The following is a 19,135-nucleotide window of genomic DNA, read 5'->3' on the forward strand; positions in this document are numbered from 1 at the left end:
TCCTTGGCTTGAGCCCCGTTTACGCGAAAGACTTGGCGAAGGCGTCAAGAGCAGCCTTGAGCTTGCCCTTGGTGTCATCGCTGATAGCCTTTTCGGCACGGATAGTGTCGAGGATGACTTTACCTTCCGACCGCAGGTAGGAGAGCAGGCCCTGCTCGAACTTGCCGACCTGATTGACGGCGATCTTGTCGAGGTAACCGTTCACACCGGCGAAGATCACCGCAACCTGTTCTTCCGTCTTGAGCGGCGAGAACTGTGGCTGCTTCAGAAGTTCGGTCAGACGCGCACCACGGTTCAGCAGGCGCTGAGTTGCGGCGTCAAGGTCAGAACCGAACTGTGCGAAGGCGGCCATTTCGCGATACTGGGCGAGTTCACCCTTGATCGAGCCGGCAACCTGCTTCATCGCCTTGATCTGGGCCGACGAACCGACGCGGGAAACCGAGAGGCCGACGTTAACGGCCGGGCGGATACCCTGATAGAAAAGGTCGGTTTCGAGGAAGATCTGGCCGTCGGTGATCGAGATCACGTTGGTCGGAATGAAGGCCGAAACGTCGTTGCCCTGGGTTTCGATGACCGGCAGAGCGGTCAGCGAGCCGGCGCCACGCTCGTCGGAGAGCTTTGCAGCGCGCTCGAGGAGACGCGAGTGCAGGTAGAACACGTCACCCGGATAAGCTTCGCGGCCCGGCGGACGACGCAGCAGCAGCGACATCTGACGATAGGCGACGGCCTGCTTCGACAGGTCGTCATAGCCGATCAGGGCGTGCTGGCCGTTGTCACGGAAGTATTCGCCCATCGCACAACCGGCGAACGGAGCGAGGTACTGCATCGGAGCCGGGTCGGACGCGGTCGCAGCAACGATGATCGAGTACTTCAGAGCACCGCGCTCTTCCAGAACCTTCACGAACTGGGCAACGGTCGAGCGCTTCTGGCCAATGGCCACGTAGACGCAGAACAGCTTGTCGCCGTCCGGACCATTGTCGTGAATGGCCTTCTGGTTGAGGATGGTATCGAGAATGATGGCGGTCTTGCCGGTCTGACGGTCGCCGATGACGAGCTCGCGCTGGCCACGACCGACCGGGATCAGGGCGTCGATGGCCTTGAGGCCCGTCGACATCGGCTCGTGAACCGACTTGCGCGGAATGATGCCCGGAGCCTTGACGTCGACGCGAGCGCGACGGGTGGCGTTGATCGGGCCTTTGCCGTCGATCGGATTGCCAAGCGCATCAACGACGCGGCCGAGCAGTTCCGGACCGACCGGAACGTCCACGATTGCGCCGGTCCGCTTGACGGTGTCGCCTTCCTTGATGTCACGGTCGTTACCGAAAATAACGACGCCGACATTGTCGGCTTCGAGGTTGAGCGCCATACCGCGGATGCCGCCCGGGAATTCGACCATTTCGCCGGCCTGAACATTGTCGAGACCGTAGACGCGGGCGATACCGTCACCGACGGAGAGCACCTGGCCGACTTCCGAGACCTCAGCCTCCTTGCCGAAATTTTTGATTTGATCTTTAAGAATTGCGGAAATTTCCGCGGCGCGGATATCCATCAGCCAACCTCTTTCAGTGCAAGCTTAAGGGTGGAAAGTTTGGTGCGAAGAGACGTGTCGATCTGGCGGGAGCCGACCTTGACGATCAGGCCGCCAAGAATGGAGGGATCAACGGTTAGCGAGACCGCCACATCCTTTCCCGTCACGCCCTTCAGCGCCGCCTTCAGTTCTTTTTCCTGTTCGCCGGTCAGCGCATGGGCGGAGGTTACCTCCGCCGTGATCTCGCCACGGTGACGAGCGGCGATACGGCGGAACGCCGTGATCATTCCCGAGACGGCAAAAAGCCGACGATTGCCGGCCACGACCTTGACGAAATTACCGACGAGACCGCCGATACCCGCCTTCTCGCAGAGCGCCGAAACGGCCTTGACCTGGTCCTCCGCAGAGAAGACCGGGCTCTGAACGAGGCGCTTCAGATCAGCGCTGCCATCGATCATTGCCTGGAAACGATCAAGATCGGCACTCACGGTGTCGACGGCGCCGGCTTCGAGCGCGAGCTCGAAAAGCGAGGAAGCATACCGCTCCGCCACACCTGAGATAAGCTGGGATGTGTCTGCCACGGGCAAAAATTCCCTGATTTTGACCCAAGACCGCCACCACTTCCGGACGGAAGCGCTACGGTATTGAAATCGTTACGTTTTTCCCAGAAACACAAGCCTTTTGGACTTGCTTTCTCCTAATTTCGCGGTCCGTCTAGCATACGAAGTCTAGACTCGCAACACGCGTATTGCCCGATTACGCCTTTAGCACAAGCCCAAACCGGCAATTTTGTACCCGGCCGCGGCGAATTGGACAAAGACCTCGGTCAGGCTGGCCTGACAGAGCTCAAGTCAGTCCGAAGACATAGGCTATCGGCAGTGAGGCAAGCACCGAAACAACAACCAAAAGTAGAATTCCGCGCAAGGAACTGCCGCCGTCCGACATGACCGAGAGTATTCGTCCAAAGACGGACATTGCGAGCGCAGCGCCGAAGGCGAGGTAGACCATCGGCTGGGCCAGCAGCAATGCACTCGCCGCGAAGCCGAAAAGCATTCCGCCGTAGGAACGAACGGCCGCGAAACCCTCTACCTTCCCTTCACGCGGTTGGAGCCCGCAAAACCTGAGCGTCAGTCCTGGAGCGAACATTACGACAAGACCGATCAATGTCGTGATGACGGCCGATACGAAGGCCAGTTGCTCGCCAAACTCGGTCGGAAAATAGAATTCCATGATGCCCCTCTCTTGCGCCGGCCAGTCTTCGTCTTGCCGGAATTCGTCGGCTTTCCGCTTCTCTCCCTAGTGGAATCGCCGGCCATTTTCCAGAGCACCTGTGCGGTCGCTCAGAGAAAGCTCTGCGGATCGACGTCCACCTGTACATGGATTGACCGCCTCTCCTTCGGTCCGCGCTCGAGCATTGTGCGGATGAAGGCCTGCATGTCGCTGCTGCGCCGACCATGGACCAGCAGGCGGAAGCGGTGCCGTCCGCGGATCAGGGCGAGAGGTGCCTCCGCCGGTCCCAGGATCGCGACGCCGTCTATAGAGGGTGCGGAATTCCGTAGTTGTCGCGCATGCGTTTCCGCTTCCCCGCGCGTATCGGCAGAGACGATGATCGACACCAGGCGTCCGAAGGGAGGAAGACTCGCCCGCTCGCGTTCGGCGATCTCGCGCTCGTAAAAGGCTGCGGCATCGCCGGAAACAAGGGCCTGCATCACCGGATGCGGAGGCTGGAACGTCTGGATGAGGCCGTGACTCTTGCGCCCGGTGCGCCCGGCGCGGCCGGTGACCTGCGAGAGGAGCTGGAAAGTCCGCTCGGCCGCACGCGGGTCACCGTTCGCGAGGCCGATATCCGCATCGACGATGCCAACCAGGGTCATCAGAGGGAAGTTGTGTCCTTTGGCGACGAGTTGCGTGCCGATCACGATGTCCGCTTCGCCGTTGGCAATCGCCTCCAGTTCGAGCCGAAGACGTTTGACACCTCCCAAGTCCGAGGAAAGCACCAGCGTTCTCGCATCCGGAAAATGCCGTTCGACCTCCTCGGCGATGCGCTCCACGCCCGGACCGCAAGCCACCAGGTGATCAAGCGTCCCGCATTCCGGACAGGCTTGCGGCGTCGGCTCGGCATAACCGCACTGATGGCACTGGATCTGGCCGCGAAAGCGGTGTTCCACCAGCCAGCTGGAACATTGCGGGCACTGGAAGCGATGGCCGCAGACTCGGCACAGCGTCAGGGGCGCATAACCGCGGCGATTGAGGAAGAGCAGTGCCTGTTCGCCGCGCTCCACCGTCTTGCCGACAGCTTTCAGCAGAACTGGGGAAAGGAAGCCGCCACGTTCCGGCGGATGTCGCCGCATGTCGACAAGATGAAGGTCCGGCAGCGCAGCACCGGCAAACCGTGTCGGCAGATGGATGCGTCGGTAGCGCCCGGCAAGGCAGTTGACCTGGCTTTCCACAGAAGGCGTCGCGGAAACCAGAACGACAGGAAAATCCCCGATCCTGGCGCGAACCACCGCCATATCGCGGGCGTTGTAGAAAACACGATCCTCCTGCTTGAACGCCGGGTCGTGCTCCTCATCGACAATAATCAGGCCGAGATCTTCGAAGGGGAGGAACAGGGCCGATCGCGCACCCGCGACGACGCGGACTTCGCCGGTCGCGGCCTGTCGCCAGACCTTTTCCCGAGTGCGGGTGGCGAGATCGGAATGCCATTCCGCCGGTTTCGATCCGAAGCGATCGTGGAAACGCTCCAGAAAATTCGCCGTGAGCGCGATTTCCGGCAAGAGGATGAGTACCTGCCGGCCCTGCCGGATCGTCTCCGCAATCGCCTCGAAATAGACCTCGGTCTTGCCGGACCCGGTGACACCGTCGATCAAGGCAACCGAAAACCCACCGCTCCGAATGCCTTCGAGGATATCCTCCGCCGCCGCCTTCTGAGGTCCCTCCAGACGCGCCGGGGCGTAGTCCGCGTCCGGCTTCGCGACCAAAGGCGGCGGCGGCAGGAAAACGGTCTCGAACACACCCTGGGCAGCAAGCCCGTCGATTACGCTCGCCGACACGCCGCTCGCGTGGGCAAGGCCGCTCTTCGTCCAGGACAATCCATCTCCCGCGAGGTCGAGCACCTTGCGCCGTGCCGGTGTCACGCGCTCCGGTACAATGCCGGAAAAGCGCAATCCTTCGACCATAGGGTCGGGATCGAGGGCCGCCGGGGCCCGAAGAGCCATGCGGGCGACGAGTCCCGGTGGCGACAGAGTATAGCCGGCCACCCAGTCCAGAAAGCTGCGCATGTCCTTGTCGATAGGCGGACAGTCAAAAACCTTCTCGATCGGTCGTAGCTTTCGCGGGTCGACCTCGCCTCCCTCCGGTCCGTCCCAGACGACGCCGATCACCTGACGGGGCCCGAGCGGCACCTGCACGATCGAACCCGGTTCGACTGCCATGCCTTCCGGCACTGCATAGGAATAGGGAACCGGCGCCGGCATGGGAACCAGAACCGGGACCAGGCGGGATTTCGGAGCGGCGAAGAGTTCGGGCGAATCGTCTTTCATCGGCCTGCAAATTGACTCTCGTGCGCCCGAAAGGAAACCGCAAAAGCAATATGGTCGACACGAGGCCAGTCATTCACCGCGAGAACAATATATCCCCGTCCGCCGCGAGATGGTGAACCGTGTGCCGCTCGAGCGCGGCGGTCACCTCCGCAGCATCGCCTTCAAGCTGTTCCGGCGGAATCATCTGTCCGATGGTGAATTCGAAACGATCACCCTTCTTGTTGAGAAGCTCGTAAAAGACCGTCATGTCGCGCAACTCCGTCGACCACTTCGCGAACCAGTAGAACAGTCCGGAATTGCGCGCCTTCATATGGACCGGCAAAATCGGCAGATTGTATTTGCGGGCGAGACCGACAGCCGAGGTCTTCCACGGCCGTTCGTTGAGGCGTCCATTCGCCCAGTAGGCAATGCGTCCGGAGGGAAAGAGGATCGTCGCCTTCTGCTCGGCGACGGCACGGTTGGTGAGTTGCAGCGTTTCGCGCGCTTTGAGCTTGCTCTTGTATTCCTCCCGCCACTCGACCGGGATGACCATCTCCACCAGCCGCGGGTTCACGCGCACGGCATCCCGGTTGGCGAAGAACATCATGTCCGGCCGCCGCTCCTTCAAAAGGTCGAAGACTGCCACCCCGTCGGCGATACCCGTCGGGTGGTTGCTGACCATGATGAAGCCGCCCGACGAGGGAATGCGCTCGAGGTAGCGCGCCTGAATGTCCAGCCGCAGCACGTTACTCAGATATTCAAACGCCTGAAAGCCGGGCATGTTGGCAACGTCGTCGGCAAACTCGATCGCCTTGGCATAGCGCAGCAGCGTATAGAGGAATGGCCGCATCACCGGCCAGAGCGGGTGCTTGACGATCTTCTCGCCGCGTTCGGCAATCAGCGTATCGACGATGTGTCCGGGTTGACCTTGCGATATCAGGGCGACCGCCTCTGCGAACTGTCCCAACATCGTCGAATCACGGCGAGCCATGGAATACCCCGGTTCTGTCGATCTGCTTCATCGCAGCTCAATGTGATGGAAGCGTGACGAATCTGTATGTTAGCTCTTCACTAACACATGCCGGGCATGTTGGTTCAGCAGTCTCCCAAAGTAAAGGTTCGTAAACTTGAACGTGCTGCTCGTCATCGCCGCACCCGACCTCATGAAGGAACGCCAACAATGGCTGGAGAGCCTCGCGGGCGAGAGGCGGCTCGCCGACAACACGCTCGAAGCCTATGAGCGGGACACCCGCCAATTCCTCGCCTTTCTCACCGCGCATCTTGGCGCACCGCCCGGCGTGAATGATATCGCCGAGCTCCGGCCGGCAGATCTCAGAGCCTTCCTGGCCGCCCGCAGACGGGAAGGTTCAGGCGCCCGCTCGCTCGGGCGACATCTTGCCGGGCTTCGCTCGTTTCTGCGCCACATGGAACGGAAAGGGCTCGTCAACGCCGCCGGCGCCGGCGCCATTCGGTCACCGAAACAGCCGAAATCACTGCCGAAGCCATTGACCGGGAACCAGGCGATCTCCGTCGTGCAGGCGGACTCCCAACTGAGCGACGAGCCCTGGATCGCCGCGCGCAACGCCGCCGTCCTGACTCTCCTCTACGGCTGCGGACTGCGTATTTCCGAAGCGCTCGACCTGACGCCGAAAGCGTTCGACGGCAAGGGCAACACGTTGCGGGTCACGGGCAAGGGCCGCAAGACGCGCATCGTTCCGCTATTGCCGGTCGTGAACGAGACCGTCGAGAGCTATGTACGACTTTGTCCCTACCATCTCGACCCAGACGGCCCGCTGTTCCGCGGCGCGCGCGGCGGCAGATTGCAGCCGGCGATTATCCAACGCGAGATGCAGCGGCTACGCTCGGCGCTTGGACTGCCGAATTCCGCCACACCCCACGCGCTCCGCCACTCCTTCGCGACACACCTCCTGAGCGGCGGCGGCGATCTGCGCACGATCCAGGAGTTGTTGGGACATGCGAGCCTCTCAACCACGCAGGTCTACACCGCCGTCGATGCCGCGAGGCTTCTCGACGTCTACGAGAAGGCCCACCCGCGCGCCTGATACGGGCGTTAACCAAGGGCGTTAAAGAAACGTGAGGGACGGACACCGTAGTCTGCCACGATTGCAACCGGAACGCTTCGATGGTCGCCAGCCTCTTCAACCGAAACAGATCTCATCACTCCCTCGCGCGTGCAGGCGATCTGGTACTCTGGTTCCTTGCCGCCCTCCATGTGGCGCTCGCGTTGTCGCTGCTTCTTGTCCTGACATCTCTCTCGCCCGCTCGCGCGGAAAGTGACAGCGAGTGTCCGGGCATTGATCTTCTTGCGGACTTGAAGCAGAAGGATCCCGGCGCCTACGGGGATATCCTCCGGGAGGCGGCAGAGACCCCGAACGGCAAGGGCATCTTCTGGAAGATCGAGAAGGACGGCCTCGCACCATCCTATCTGCTCGGCACCATGCACGTGACCGATCCACGCGTCCTCAAGATGCCGCAGGGCGCGCCCGAAGCACTCGCCGCTTCGTCGACCATCGTCGTCGAGTCCGACGAGATCCTCGACGACAAGAAGGCGGCGGCTGCTTTTCTGCTCCGGCCTGATCTTACGATGTTCACCGATGGCACGTCGATCACCGATCGCCTCTCGCCCGAGGATGCGACCCGGCTGAAGGCGGGACTGGAGAAACGCGGAATTCCGCTCGCGACAGTCCTGCGCATGAAGCCGTGGATCATCTCGAGCTTCGTCGCGCTTCCCGGCTGCGAAGTCGCGCGCAAGGCGAAAGGCGCTTCCTTCCTCGACAAGCACATTGCCGAGGAGGCGGTGAAGGCCGGCAAGCCGGTGGTCGGCCTGGAAACCTTTGCCGAGCAACTCGAGGCCGTATCCTCTCTGCCCGTCGACTTTCACCTTCAAGCCCTGATCGAAACGCTTGCCTTGGGTGACCGGATGAATGACGTCGTCGAGACGATGATCAGGCTCTACACGACGGGCGAGATCGGCATGACCATGCCGATGTTGCAGAAGGTCGCGCCGGGCAAGGGGGGAGAGAAGGACAGTGGCTACGTCGCCTTCGAACGCCGGATCGTTCTTGACCGCAACAAGACAATGGCGGAACGTGCAACGCCGTTGCTCGAAAAAGGCGGTGTCTTCATTGCAGTCGGAGCCCTGCACCTGCCGGGCAAAGAAGGGCTTGTGAAACTACTGCGCGCACGGGGCTATAGCGTAACGGCAATCAACGGCTGATGACCGGCGGACCCGCAAGACGGCCGAGCGTGGTTCTCGCATCGCCCGTTCCGGACTGATCACCGCATATCGATCGGCCCAGTCCGCCTCTATCAACGCGGTATGCGGAAGCGCCGGCTCTTCTAAAAAAGATCACGGCGCTTCCTGTTTTTGTCTTACGCTATGGCTGGACTGCGGGGTTCAGCCTCTGATCATCCGCTGCGCGACGGGCGTCTTCCAGAAGAACTGGTGAACGAGAATCGCACCGACGTGGAGGACGATCAGCACCCACATCAGCAGTTTCAGCGGCCCTGCGTGAAGAGAACCGGCGGCCTCGATGTTGAAGTAGTAGGCGGCAATGCCGGCGAGCGGCAGCGCGAAGAACAGCAAATAGAACGTCGCGTGAGTAACCTTCGAAGCCATCTGCGCCAGCGGTGGCTCATCGGCGGGGGCCGCCGGGGCGCCCTGGGTGAAGCGCAGGATCAACCGGACGACGGCGAGACAGAGCACTGCAATGCCGACGTAGGCATGGACGTTGGCCGAAGCGATCATGTCAGGCGTGACAGCCTGACCTTCCTCGGCGGCTTCTGTGAATTCCTCCATGCCTTCGGTGAACAGGAGGTTGAACAGGATCAAAACGGCCATGATCCAGTGGATCAGCCGCTGGGACAGCGAATAGGACATTACAGGGGAGGACGTCATCTTCTTGCCTTTTGTCAAACGTTTCAGGGCAATTACGTCCAGATGATAGAAGCCGCGGCCCTTTTCGCAAGCCGCGGCTTCTATTGTGAAGAACATTTAATCCAGCGTGTACGTCACATATGGATCGGCTTGAAGAAGGTAGCGAGCGCCGCTTCCTTGACGGCTTCCGACATCGTCGGATGCGCATGGCAGGTCCTGCCGAGATCCTCCGACGAGCCACCGAATTCCATCAGAACGGCGGCTTCGTGGATCATCTCGCCGGCACCGAAACCAATGATGTGGACACCGAGAACGCGATCAGTTGCAGCGTCTGCCAGCACCTTCACGAAGCCGTCGGTTGCCAGCATCGCACGAGCACGTCCGTTGGCGCTGAAGGGGAACTTGCCGACCTTGTACGCAACGCCGGCAGCCTTCAGTTCTTCCTCCGTTTTGCCGACGGAGGCGACTTCCGGCTGGGTGTAGACGACGCCGGGGATGACGTCATAGTTCACATGGCCGTGCTGTCCGGCGAGGATTTCCGCCAGCGCGACACCCTCGTCCTCGGCCTTGTGGGCGAGCATCGGACCGCGGACGACGTCGCCGATCGCATAGATTCCGGCGACGTTGGTGCGGAAGTGGCCGTCGATCTCGACGCGTCCGCGATTGTCAAGCGCGACACCGGCTTCTTCCAGCCCGAGACCGGCGGTGTAGGGTTTGCGGCCGGTGGCGACCAGCACGACATCCGCTTCGAGCGTCTGCGCCTCACCGCCCTTGACCGGTTCGAAGGTGACCTTCGCGCCCTTGTCGGTCTTCTCTACGCCCGTGACCTTGGCGCCGAGATTGAATTCCATGCCCTGCTTGGCCAGCATGCGCTGGAACTGCTTCGATACTTCGCCGTCCATGCCGCCGAGAATGTTGTCTAGGTACTCGACGACGGTAACCTTCGCGCCGAGGCGCGACCAGACCGAACCGAGTTCGAGGCCGATCACGCCACCACCGACGACGATCATCTTGGCGGGCACCTTGTCGAGCGCGATACCGCCCGTCGAGGAAACGATCACCTTCTCGTCGATGTCGACCTGAACGCCCGGAATGCCGGCAACCTCGGATCCGGTCGCGATGATGATGTTCTTGGTCTCGAGAACCTGCGTCTCACCCTTGTCGTTGGTGACCTCGACCTTGCCCGCGGCGAGAATCTTCCCCGTACCCTGGACACCATCGATCTTGTTCTTCTTGAACAGGAACGAGACCCCCTCGACATTCGACTTCACGGTCGCGTCCTTGTGCGCCATCATCTTTGCGAGGTTGAGCTTGGGAGCTGCAAGCTCGACGCCGAGCGCATCCATGCCATGGGCCGCATGGTGATACATTTCCGACGCGTGCAGGAGCGCTTTCGACGGGATGCAGCCGACATTGAGGCAGGTCCCGCCGTAGGTCGCGCGCTTTTCGACGACGGCGACCTTCAGGCCGAGTTGTGCCGCCTTGACTGCACACACATAACCGCCGGGGCCGGATCCGATAATGATGACATCATAAGACATGACTGCTTCCTTCGTATTCGGCGACTATCGTCCGCCGCTGACATTCAAAATGGAGCCAGTCACATAAGATGCCTGGCTGGAGAGGAGATAAAGGATCGCATCAGCGACCTCATCGGGCTTTCCGGGACGCTGCATGGGAATCCTCGGAGCAAGTGCACTTGCCCGATCGGGAATGCCCCCGGACGCGTGGATATCGGTCTCGATGATGCCTGGCCGAACGGCATTGACGCGGATGCCCTCGTCGGCCACCTCGCGCGCGAGGCCAACGGTGAAGGTGTCGATCGCACCTTTCGATGCGGCATAGTCCACGTATTGACCCGCACTGCCGAGAACCGCCGCCATCGACGAGACGTTGACGATGGCACCGCCTCGGCCGCCACTGTTCGTCGACATGCGCTTTACCGCCTCGGCGGCGCAACGAATCTTGCCGATCACATTGATGGCGAACATGCGCTCGAGCCTCTCACGGCTGAAATACTCGACGCGGGCGGACACGTCGACGATGCCGGCATTGTTGACCAGCCCGTCGAGGCGGCCAAAGCGCGCGTCGAGTTTCGCGTAAATCGCCGAAATGCCTTCTTCGGTACCGGTATCGCCCTGAACGACGTCGGCAACACCGCCGGTAGCCGCAATCTCTTCAGCGAGAGCCAAGGCGGCACCTTCTTGCGAGACGTAGTTGATCAGTACCTGCCAGCCGAGCCCGGCGGCTTTGCGCGCCACGGCCGCTCCGATGCCGCGACTCGCACCCGTGATCAGAAGAACCGGCCCGTCACTCATTGGTCGCATCCCTCCAGGGAAAAGACATCCCATGGCATTGCGTCGGCAGACTTACCCGCGGACGACGCCATCCATGCCGGCCCGAAACCGGGCAATACGATCGCTGGCGCCGCCGGCTCTCCTTCGGACGGCAGCAGGTCGATGCGACCGTTCCGCTGGTCTCCCGCGTAGATGATTCCACGCCAGACGGTGCATGCCGCAATATCGGCGCCCGTAACGTCTCCTTCCGGGCAGTTGTTGAGCACCATCGCAACCGGCCGCTCTATCTCGGGGTCGTACATCACATGCCCATCGAAGTGCTTGCCACCGAGGACAAGGGAGAAACGATGACTGAGGGGCGAATTCTCACCATTGGCAGGCGCAAACCGCAACTCGGCGCGCACCTCCGGTTCCCTGTAAATCGCCTTCTCGATCGGGCATTCGGCAGCCGCGAGCGACTGCGCGCCCAAGAGCGAGAACGCGACGATCGGGACGGACCTCATGCCCGGCATGTCAGCTCGCCTTTGCTGCTGCAAGCTTCAGCCCGAAGGCGATGAAGACGAGACCAGAGGTTCGATTGATCCATTTGCTCGCCCGAGAAAACGCCGCGCGCATCCGCGGAGTCGTCATGAAGAAGGAGACACCCACGAACCAGGCGATCAGGCAGGCCGCCATGACGACGCCGTAGCCGAGTTTCACCAGCCCCGGCGTCTCGTGGCTGACCACCGCCGAGAAGATCGAAAGAAAGAAGAAGACGGCCTTTGGATTGAGCGCGTTCGCCATGAAGCCGAGGCCAAAGGCCTTGATACCCGACTGCCGCTTTTCGGCATCCGCCTCCGTCGCCTCCGCCGGACCGACACTCGCCTCGCCCGCGCGCAGCGCCTGCACGCCGATATAGACGAGATAGGCGACGCCGCACCACTTGATGACGTTGAAGAGCAGAATGGACTTCGAGATGACCAGGCCGAGGCCGAGGATCGTGTAGGCAACGTGGACCATCAGCGATACGCCGATGCCGAAGCTGGTAATGATTGCCGCCCGCCGGCCATGTACCAGCGACTGGCGGATGACCATCGCGAGGTCCGCACCCGGAGAGACAATGGCAAAGGAGAAGATCGCCATCAGCGAGAGGAGCTCTAGAAGGTACTGCTGCATCATCGAAAGGAACTCCGCATCCGGAAAACGTCACTGCGACTCTAGCAGCAGGCGATCCACTGCGACACCCCGGCTGAAGATCGTTAGGCACTCTGCCGACCCAGATGCGACGCAAGACGGCCACCCGCGGAAACAACGGGGCGCCGGAGGCGCCCCGTCTTTGTCCTTAGAGATCGAGAACGAGACGCTCCGGATCTTCCAGGCTTTCCTTGACGCGGACGAGGAAGGTCACCGCTTCCTTGCCGTCGACGATGCGGTGGTCATAGGAAAGCGCCAGATACATCATCGGGCGGATAACGACCTGACCGCCGATGGCGACCGGACGCTCCTGGATCTTGTGCATGCCGAGGATACCCGACTGCGGCGCATTCAGGATCGGCGAGGACATCAGCGAACCGTAGACACCGCCGTTCGAGATGGTGAAGGTGCCGCCCTGCATGTCGGCCATGGAGAGCGCGCCATCACGGGCGGCCTTGCCGAGGCGGCCGATTTCCTTCTCGATCTCGGCGATCGACATCTGGTCGGCGTCGCGCACGATCGGCACGACAAGGCCCTTGTCGGTGCCGACGGCGACGCCGATATGGGCGTAATTCTTGTAGATGATGTCGGTGCCGTCGATCTCGGCGTTGACCGCCGGCAGTTCCTTGAGCGCGTGCGTGACGGCCTTGGTGAAGAAGCCCATGAAGCCGAGCTTCACGCCATGCTTCTTCTCGAAGATGTCCTTGTACTTGTTGCGCAGGTCCATGACCGCCTTCATGTCCACCTCGTTGTAGGTGGTGAGCATGGCGGCCGTGTTCTGCGCATCCTTCAGGCGGCGCGCGATGGTCTGGCGCAGGCGGGTCATCTTGACGCGTTCCTCGCGGCTGGCATCTTCCGCAGCCGACGGAGCGCGCGGTGCTGCCGGAGCCGAAGCGGCAGCAGGCGCGGAAACGCCCTTTGCGACCGCGGCGATGACATCGCCCTTCAGGATCTGGCCACGCTTACCGCTGCCTTCGACCTGGTCGGCCGAGAGATTGCTCTCGGCGAGCATCTTGGCGGCAGCCGGCGCAGCCGGCATCGCGGAGACGGAGGCCGCGGGAGCGGCGGTGGCCGGGGCAGCGCTCGGCGCTGCAGCGGGAGCGGCTGCCGGAGCGGAAGCAGCCGTGGCTGCACCAGCGGCACCTTCGGCGATCTGACCGAGAAGTGCGCCGAGACCGACAGTCTCGCCGTTCGCGGCGACGATCTCGGTGAGGACGCCGGAAGCCGGAGCCGGCACCTCGACGGTTACCTTGTCGGTTTCAAGTTCAACGAGAGGCTCGTCGGCCTTAACGGTATCGCCAACCTTCTTGAACCAGGTGCCGACCGTGGCTTCACTGACGGACTCGCCCAGGGTGGGGACTCGGATTTCTGTGGCCATGATTTAATTCCGTTGATCAGTTATCGGTTTCTATCGAATGGGTCGGTTGAGCGTGGGGAGCGTCAGCCCCCCAGCGCGTCCTCGAGGAATGCTTCGAGCTGTGCCAGGTGCTTCGACATGAGGCCGGTTGCCGGCGAGGCAGCTGCAGGGCGCCCGGTATAGCGGACACGCTGGTACTTGGCGTCGATATGAGCAAGCACCCATTCGAGATACGGATCGATGAACGACCACGCACCCATGTTTTTCGGCTCTTCCTGGCACCAGACCATTTCCGCGTTCCGGAAGCGCGACAGCTCGTTGATGAGAGCCTTGGCCGGGAACGGATAGAGCTGCTCGATGCGCAGGAGGTAGATGTCGTCGATGCCGCGCTTCTCGCGCTCCTCGAGCAGGTCGTAATAGACCTTGCCCGTGCACATGACGACCCGGCGGATCTTGTTGTCCTTCTGCAGCTTGATCGGGCCGTCCTTGATGACTTCGGCATCGTCCCACAGCAGACGGTGGAACGACGACTCGCCCGCCATCTCCGAAAGCGACGAGATCGCACGCTTGTGGCGCAGCAGCGACTTCGGCGTCATCAGGATCAGCGGCTTGCGGAAGTCGCGCTTCATCTGCCGGCGCAGGATATGGAAATAGTTCGCCGGCGTCGTGACGTTGGCGACCTGCATGTTGTCTTCGGCGCAAAGCTGCAGGAAGCGCTCCAGACGGGCGGACGAATGCTCAGGCCCCTGCCCTTCGTAGCCGTGCGGCAGAAGGCAGACGAGGCCGGACATGCGGAGCCACTTGCGTTCGCCGGAGGAGATGAACTGGTCGAAGACCACTTGGGCGCCGTTGGCGAAGTCACCGAACTGCGCTTCCCAGAGCGTCAGAGCGTTCGGACGGGCAAGCGAGTAGCCGTATTCGAAGCCGAGCACTGCCTCTTCCGAAAGCATCGAGTTGATGACTTCGTAGCGCGCCTGGGTCGGCGACAGATTGGCGAGCGGAATGTAGCGCTCCTCGGTCTCCTGGTCGTAGAGCACCGAATGACGCTGCGAGAAGGTGCCGCGTTCGCAATCCTGGCCCGAGAGGCGGATCTTGTGCCCGTCGAGGCAGAGCGAACCGAAAGCGAGCGCTTCGGCCATCGCCCAGTCGATCCCTTCGCCGGTCTCGACCATCTGCGCCCGGTTGTCCATGAAGCGCTGGATGGTGCGATGTGCCTTGAAACCTTCCGGGATCGTCGAAAGCTTGCGCCCGATCTCCTTCAGAGCCTTCATCGGGACCGAGGTCTTGCCGCGACGCTGTTCGTCTGCGTTGTCAGCAGTCCTCAGACCCGACCAGACGCCGTCCAGCCAGTCGGCCTTGTTCGGCTTGTAGGCCTGCCCCGCCTCGAACTCCTGTTCGAGATGCGCGCGCCAGTCGGCCTTCATCTTCTCGAATTCGCCTTCGGTGATCAGCCCCTCGGCGATCAGGCGCTCTGCGTAGAGCTGTACGACCGTCTTGTGGGCGCGTATCGCCTTGTACATCTTCGGCTGGGTGAACGCCGGCTCGTCGCCTTCGTTGTGACCGAAGCGGCGGTAACAGAACATGTCGACCACGACCGGCTTGTGGAACTTCATGCGGAATTCGGTCGCGACCTTTGCCGCATAGACCACCGCCTCCGGATCGTCGCCGTTCACGTGGAAGATCGGCGCCTCGATCATCTTCGCAACATCCGACGGATAGGGGGACGAACGCGAGAAGGCCGGATTGGTCGTGAAGCCGATCTGATTGTTGATGATGAAGTGCATGGTGCCGGCGACGCGGTGACCACGCAGGCCGGAAAGGCCGAGGATTTCCGCAACGACGCCCTGGCCGGCGAAGGCCGCATCGCCGTGCAGCAGGAGCGGCAGAACCTTCGACCGCTCCTTGAGCGGGATGATGTCGCCCTCCCAGACCTTGGCGAGTTGGTCCTGCTTGGCGCGGGCCTTGCCCATGACGACCGGGTTGACGATCTCGAGATGCGACGGGTTGGCCGTCAGCGACAGGTGTACCTTGTTGCCGTCGAATTCGCGGTCGGACGAAGCACCGAGGTGGTACTTGACGTCGCCAGAGCCTTCGACTTCGTCGGGCTTGAACGAACCACCCTTGAATTCGTGGAACACGGCGCGATGCGGCTTGGCCATCACGTTGGTGAGTACGTTCAGGCGTCCGCGATGGGCCATGCCGAGAACGATTTCCTCGAGGCCCTCCTGACCACCGCGCTTGATGATCTGCTCTAGCGCCGGGATAAGCGATTCACCACCGTCGAGGCCGAAACGCTTCGTACCCTTGTACTTGACGTCGATGAACTGCTCGAAGCCTTCCGCCTCGATGAGCTTGGACAAGATGGCCTTCTTGCCGTTTGCCGTAAACTCGACGCCCTTGTTCGGGCCTTCGATGCGCTCCTGGATCCAGGCCTTCTCTTCCGGGTTGGAAATGTGCATGAACTCGACACCGAGCGTCGAGCAATAGGTCCGCTTCAGGATATCGAGCATTTCCGGGATCGTGGCATATTCCAGCCCCAGAACGTTGTCGATGAAGATCCTGCGGCTGTAGTCGGCGTCGGTGAAGCCGTAGGCCGCGGGCGAGAGCTCGTTATAGTCCTCGACCGGAGCGGCAAGGCCGAGCGGATCGAGGTTGGCATGGAGGTGACCGCGCATGCGATAAGCGCGGATCATCATGATGGCGCGGACGGAATCCCGTGTCGCCTGCATGATTTCGGCTTCGCTGAGCGGCGTTCCAGCCGCTGCAGCCTTCGCCTTGACCTTGGTTTCGATGGCCTTCTCGGCCAGACCCCAGTTGCCGTCGAGTGCGGATACGAGCTCGCCGTTAGCCGCAATCGGCCAGTTCTTGCGCTGCCAGGATGCCCCGGCTGCCGCCTTCTTCACGTCTTCAGGCTTGTCGTCCAGCGCTTTGAAGAAGGACTGCCATTCGGCCGGCACAGAGGCCGGATCGTCCTCGTAACGCGCATAAAGCTGCTCGATATAGGCTGCGTTCGATCCGTCGAGGAACGACGTGATCAGGAACTGCTCGTTGGCTTCTTGCCTTGCCATACTGTTCGCGGGCTTTCGCGCCCGCCTCCCACTTGTGGTGATGGCCGGAAACCGGCCCGCCGCTTTGCCACTCTCGATGCGATCCGCAACCGCAGTGGCGGAAATGCCTGATCCGGGCAAAGGGATTTCTGATCTCCCCTTGCCCGGCCTATTGCCTTAGATAGGTCAGCCCTTCAGGACTTCGACCAGAGTCTTGCCGAGACGCGCCGGCGAAGGCGATACCTTGATGCCTGCAGCTTCCATCGCGGCGATCTTCGATTCCGCATCACCCTTGCCGCCGGAAACGACCGCACCGGCATGGCCCATGGTGCGGCCCTTCGGCGCCGTGCGGCCGGCGATGAAGCCTGCCATCGGCTTCTTGCGACCCTTCTTGGCTTCGTCGATCAGGAACTGGGCGGCGTCCTCCTCGGCCGAGCCGCCAATTTCACCGATCATGATGATCGACGTCGTGGCCTCGTCGGCGAGGAACATTTCCAGGACGTCGATGAACTCGGTGCCCTTGACCGGGTCGCCGCCGATGCCGACTGCCGTCGTCTGGCCGAGGCCCTCGTTCGAAGTCTGGAACACGGCCTCATAGGTCAGCGTGCCGGAGCGCGAAACGATACCGACCGAACCCTTGCGGAAGATCGAGCCCGGCATGATGCCGATCTTGCACTCTTCCGGAGTCAGGATGCCCGGGCAGTTCGGTCCGAGCAGACGCGACTTCGACTTGTCGAGCCTGGCCTTCACCCGCACCATGTCCATGACCGGGATACCCTCGGTGATGCAGGTGATGAACGGGATCTCGGCTTCGATCGCCTCGATGATCGCGTCGGCAGCGCCTGCCGGCGGAACGTAGATCACGGTCGCGTCGGCGCCGGTCTTTTCCTTGCCTTCGGCGACGGTCGCGAAGATCGGCAGAGTTTCGCCCTTGGAACCCGTCCAGGTTTCACCACCCTTCTTCGGATGGATACCGCCGACCATTTGCGTGCCGTAGTAGGCGAGCGCCTGTTCGGTGTGGAAGGTGCCGGTCTTGCCGGTCAGGCCCTGCACGAGGACCTTGGTGTTCTTGTTTACGAGAATGGACATATGTTCCGGTCCTTCAATTAGCCGTTGATCGCCGCGACGATCTTCTTGGCAGCGTCGTCCAGATCGTCGGCCGCTGTGATCGCGAGGCCGGATTCGTTCAGGAGCTTCTTGCCAAGTTCGACATTGGTGCCTTCGAGGCGCACGACGAGCGGAACCTTCAGGCCAACTTCCTTCACTGCGGCGATCACGCCTTCGGCGATGACGTCGCATTTCATGATGCCGCCGAAGATGTTGACGAGGATGCCCTCGACCCTCGGGTCGGCCGTGATGATCTTGAAGGCCGCAGCCACCTTCTCCTTGCCGGCGCCACCGCCGACGTCGCAGAAATTGGCAGGCTCGGCGCCGTAGAGCTTGATGATGTCCATCGTCGCCATGGCGAGACCGGCACCGTTGACCATGCAGCCGATGTTGCCATCGAGCGCGACATAGGCGAGATCCCACTTGGAGGCCTCGATTTCCTTCGCATCTTCTTCGGTTTCGTCGCGCAGGGCGCGGACGTCGTCATGGCGGAACAGCGCGTTGCCGTCGAAGGAGACCTTGGCGTCGAGGACGCGCAGGTGGCCGTTCTTCATGACGATCAGCGGGTTGATCTCGAGGAGCGACATGTCCTTCTCGTCGAAGGCCTTGTAGAGCGCCGGGAACAGCGACTTAGCGTCTTCCGCAGCGGCACCTTCAAGTTCGAGCGCCTTTGCGATCTTGGCGATATCCGATGCGGTGACGCCGGCTTCCGGGTCGATCGCAATCGTGTGGATCTTTTCCGGCGTGTCGTGCGCAACCGCCTCGATGTCCATGCCGCCTTCGGTCGACACGACGAAGGCAACGCGACCGACCGAACGGTCGACCAGCAGCGAACAGTAGAGTTCGCGGGCAATGTCGGCACCGTCTTCGATATAGAGGCGGTTGACCTGCTTGCCGGCCTCGCCGGTCTGTGCCGTCACCAGCGTGTTGCCGAGCATTTCCTTGGCATGCGCGACGACTTCGTCGATCGACTTGGCGAGGCGGACGCCGCCCTTGGCGTCGGGACCGAGTTCCTTGAACTTGCCCTTGCCGCGGCCACCGGCGTGGATCTGGCTCTTGACCACGTAGAGCGGCCCGGGAAGCTTCTTCGCGGCAGCTTCGGCTTCTTCCACCTTGAGGATGGCAACACCTTCGGCAACCGGTGCGCCGTAGCCCTTCAGGAGAGCCTTGGCCTGGTATTCATGAATGTTCATCGTCTTGTCCCTGT

The 19,135-nt window shown here is 61.9% G+C and carries 16 protein-coding genes; 2 read left to right on the forward strand and 14 right to left on the reverse strand.

What is annotated here, in order from left to right:
- Positions 1-19 precede the first annotated feature (19 nt).
- From atpA to ACM6UT_RS10000, 5 genes are all read right to left on the reverse strand, one after another.
- On the reverse strand, positions 20-1,549 hold the full coding sequence (atpA, locus tag ACM6UT_RS09980) for a F0F1 ATP synthase subunit alpha (RefSeq protein WP_416797183.1): 1,530 nt from the start codon (positions 1,547-1,549) through the stop codon (positions 20-22).
- Complete coding sequence (locus tag ACM6UT_RS09985; RefSeq protein WP_416797184.1) at positions 1,549-2,115, reverse strand: F0F1 ATP synthase subunit delta; 567 nt, start codon at positions 2,113-2,115, stop codon at positions 1,549-1,551. Before ACM6UT_RS09985 ends, atpA begins: the two co-directional genes overlap by 1 nt.
- A 259-nt stretch (positions 2,116-2,374) precedes the next feature.
- Complete coding sequence (locus ACM6UT_RS09990; RefSeq protein ID WP_416797185.1) at positions 2,375-2,758, reverse strand: AGROH133_08824 family phage infection protein; 384 nt, start codon at positions 2,756-2,758, stop codon at positions 2,375-2,377.
- Between the two features lie 110 nt (positions 2,759-2,868).
- Positions 2,869-5,070, reverse strand: a complete 2,202-nt coding sequence (locus ACM6UT_RS09995; protein ID WP_416797186.1) for a primosomal protein N' — start codon at positions 5,068-5,070, stop codon at positions 2,869-2,871.
- Positions 5,071-5,143: 73 nt separating this feature from the next.
- Positions 5,144-6,040, reverse strand: coding sequence for a GNAT family N-acetyltransferase (locus ACM6UT_RS10000; protein WP_129333887.1), 897 nt, complete (start codon positions 6,038-6,040; stop codon positions 5,144-5,146).
- A gap of 136 nt (positions 6,041-6,176) precedes the next feature.
- On the opposite strand from ACM6UT_RS10000, the gene ACM6UT_RS10005 reads away from it, so the two are divergent.
- Together ACM6UT_RS10005 and ACM6UT_RS10010 are read left to right on the forward strand one after the other, a co-directional pair.
- The gene (locus ACM6UT_RS10005; RefSeq protein ID WP_416797187.1) at positions 6,177-7,112 is read left to right on the forward strand and encodes a tyrosine recombinase XerC; all 936 of its coding nucleotides are present in this window, start codon (positions 6,177-6,179) and stop codon (positions 7,110-7,112) included.
- 80 nt (positions 7,113-7,192) lie between these two features.
- Entirely contained in the window at positions 7,193-8,287 is a 1,095-nt protein-coding gene (locus ACM6UT_RS10010) for a TraB/GumN family protein (RefSeq protein ID WP_416797188.1), read from the forward strand.
- Positions 8,288-8,467: 180 nt separating this feature from the next.
- On the opposite strand, the gene ACM6UT_RS10015 is transcribed toward ACM6UT_RS10010, so the two are convergent.
- The 9 genes from ACM6UT_RS10015 to sucC form a co-directional block, all read right to left on the reverse strand.
- On the reverse strand, positions 8,468-8,968 hold the full coding sequence (locus tag ACM6UT_RS10015) for a cytochrome b (protein ID WP_416797189.1): 501 nt from the start codon (positions 8,966-8,968) through the stop codon (positions 8,468-8,470).
- A gap of 113 nt (positions 8,969-9,081) precedes the next feature.
- Positions 9,082-10,488, reverse strand: coding sequence for a dihydrolipoyl dehydrogenase (gene lpdA, locus ACM6UT_RS10020; RefSeq protein WP_416797190.1), 1,407 nt, complete (start codon positions 10,486-10,488; stop codon positions 9,082-9,084).
- A gap of 24 nt (positions 10,489-10,512) precedes the next feature.
- A complete protein-coding gene (locus tag ACM6UT_RS10025; protein ID WP_416797191.1) occupies positions 10,513-11,265 on the reverse strand; it encodes an SDR family oxidoreductase in 753 nt (250 codons plus the stop codon).
- Entirely contained in the window at positions 11,262-11,756 is a 495-nt protein-coding gene (locus ACM6UT_RS10030; protein WP_416797192.1) for a hypothetical protein, read from the reverse strand. The genes ACM6UT_RS10025 and ACM6UT_RS10030 overlap by 4 nt, the downstream gene beginning before the upstream one ends.
- 1 nt (position 11,757) lies before the next feature.
- Complete coding sequence (locus ACM6UT_RS10035) at positions 11,758-12,399, reverse strand: LysE family transporter (protein ID WP_416797328.1); 642 nt, start codon at positions 12,397-12,399, stop codon at positions 11,758-11,760.
- A gap of 166 nt (positions 12,400-12,565) precedes the next feature.
- Positions 12,566-13,795: a 2-oxoglutarate dehydrogenase complex dihydrolipoyllysine-residue succinyltransferase gene (gene odhB / locus ACM6UT_RS10040; RefSeq protein WP_416797193.1), complete on the reverse strand. Its 1,230-nt coding sequence runs from the start codon at positions 13,793-13,795 to the stop codon at positions 12,566-12,568.
- A gap of 62 nt (positions 13,796-13,857) precedes the next feature.
- On the reverse strand, positions 13,858-16,842 hold the full coding sequence (locus ACM6UT_RS10045) for a 2-oxoglutarate dehydrogenase E1 component (protein WP_416797194.1): 2,985 nt from the start codon (positions 16,840-16,842) through the stop codon (positions 13,858-13,860).
- Between the two features lie 165 nt (positions 16,843-17,007).
- A complete protein-coding gene (gene sucD, locus ACM6UT_RS10050) occupies positions 17,008-17,910 on the reverse strand; it encodes a succinate--CoA ligase subunit alpha (protein ID WP_129333895.1) in 903 nt (300 codons plus the stop codon).
- Between the two features lie 17 nt (positions 17,911-17,927).
- Positions 17,928-19,121 carry an ADP-forming succinate--CoA ligase subunit beta gene (gene sucC, locus ACM6UT_RS10055; RefSeq protein ID WP_416797195.1) on the reverse strand — a complete coding sequence of 398 codons (1,194 nt, stop codon included), beginning with the start codon at positions 19,119-19,121 and terminating at the stop codon, positions 17,928-17,930.
- Between the last annotated feature and the right edge of the window lie 14 nt (positions 19,122-19,135).

The sequence above is a fragment of the Ciceribacter azotifigens genome (assembly GCF_048159625.1).
GTDB classification, from domain to species: Bacteria; Pseudomonadota; Alphaproteobacteria; order Rhizobiales; family Rhizobiaceae; genus Allorhizobium; species Allorhizobium azotifigens.

Bases quoted from the DNA above. Each gene is read 5' to 3' on its own strand.
- atpA (WP_416797183.1), bottom strand. From the start codon at position 1,549: ATGGATATCCGCGCCGCGGAAATTTCCGCAATTCTTAAAGATCAAATC.
- ACM6UT_RS09995 (WP_416797186.1), bottom strand. From the start codon at position 5,070: ATGAAAGACGATTCGCCCGAACTCTTCGCCGCTCCGAAATCCCGCCTG.
- ACM6UT_RS10015 (WP_416797189.1), bottom strand. From the start codon at position 8,968: ATGACGTCCTCCCCTGTAATGTCCTATTCGCTGTCCCAGCGGCTGATC.
- ACM6UT_RS10000 (WP_129333887.1), bottom strand. From the start codon at position 6,040: ATGGCTCGCCGTGATTCGACGATGTTGGGACAGTTCGCAGAGGCGGTC.
- ACM6UT_RS10030 (WP_416797192.1), bottom strand. From the start codon at position 11,756: ATGCCGGGCATGAGGTCCGTCCCGATCGTCGCGTTCTCGCTCTTGGGC.
- ACM6UT_RS10010 (WP_416797188.1), top strand. From the start codon at position 7,193: ATGGTCGCCAGCCTCTTCAACCGAAACAGATCTCATCACTCCCTCGCG.
- ACM6UT_RS10045 (WP_416797194.1), bottom strand. From the start codon at position 16,842: ATGGCAAGGCAAGAAGCCAACGAGCAGTTCCTGATCACGTCGTTCCTC.
- ACM6UT_RS10035 (WP_416797328.1), bottom strand. From the start codon at position 12,399: ATGCAGCAGTACCTTCTAGAGCTCCTCTCGCTGATGGCGATCTTCTCC.
- odhB (WP_416797193.1), bottom strand. From the start codon at position 13,795: ATGGCCACAGAAATCCGAGTCCCCACCCTGGGCGAGTCCGTCAGTGAA.
- lpdA (WP_416797190.1), bottom strand. From the start codon at position 10,488: ATGTCTTATGATGTCATCATTATCGGATCCGGCCCCGGCGGTTATGTG.
- ACM6UT_RS09990 (WP_416797185.1), bottom strand. From the start codon at position 2,758: ATGGAATTCTATTTTCCGACCGAGTTTGGCGAGCAACTGGCCTTCGTA.
- ACM6UT_RS10025 (WP_416797191.1), bottom strand. From the start codon at position 11,265: ATGAGTGACGGGCCGGTTCTTCTGATCACGGGTGCGAGTCGCGGCATC.
- sucC (WP_416797195.1), bottom strand. From the start codon at position 19,121: ATGAACATTCATGAATACCAGGCCAAGGCTCTCCTGAAGGGCTACGGC.
- sucD (WP_129333895.1), bottom strand. From the start codon at position 17,910: ATGTCCATTCTCGTAAACAAGAACACCAAGGTCCTCGTGCAGGGCCTG.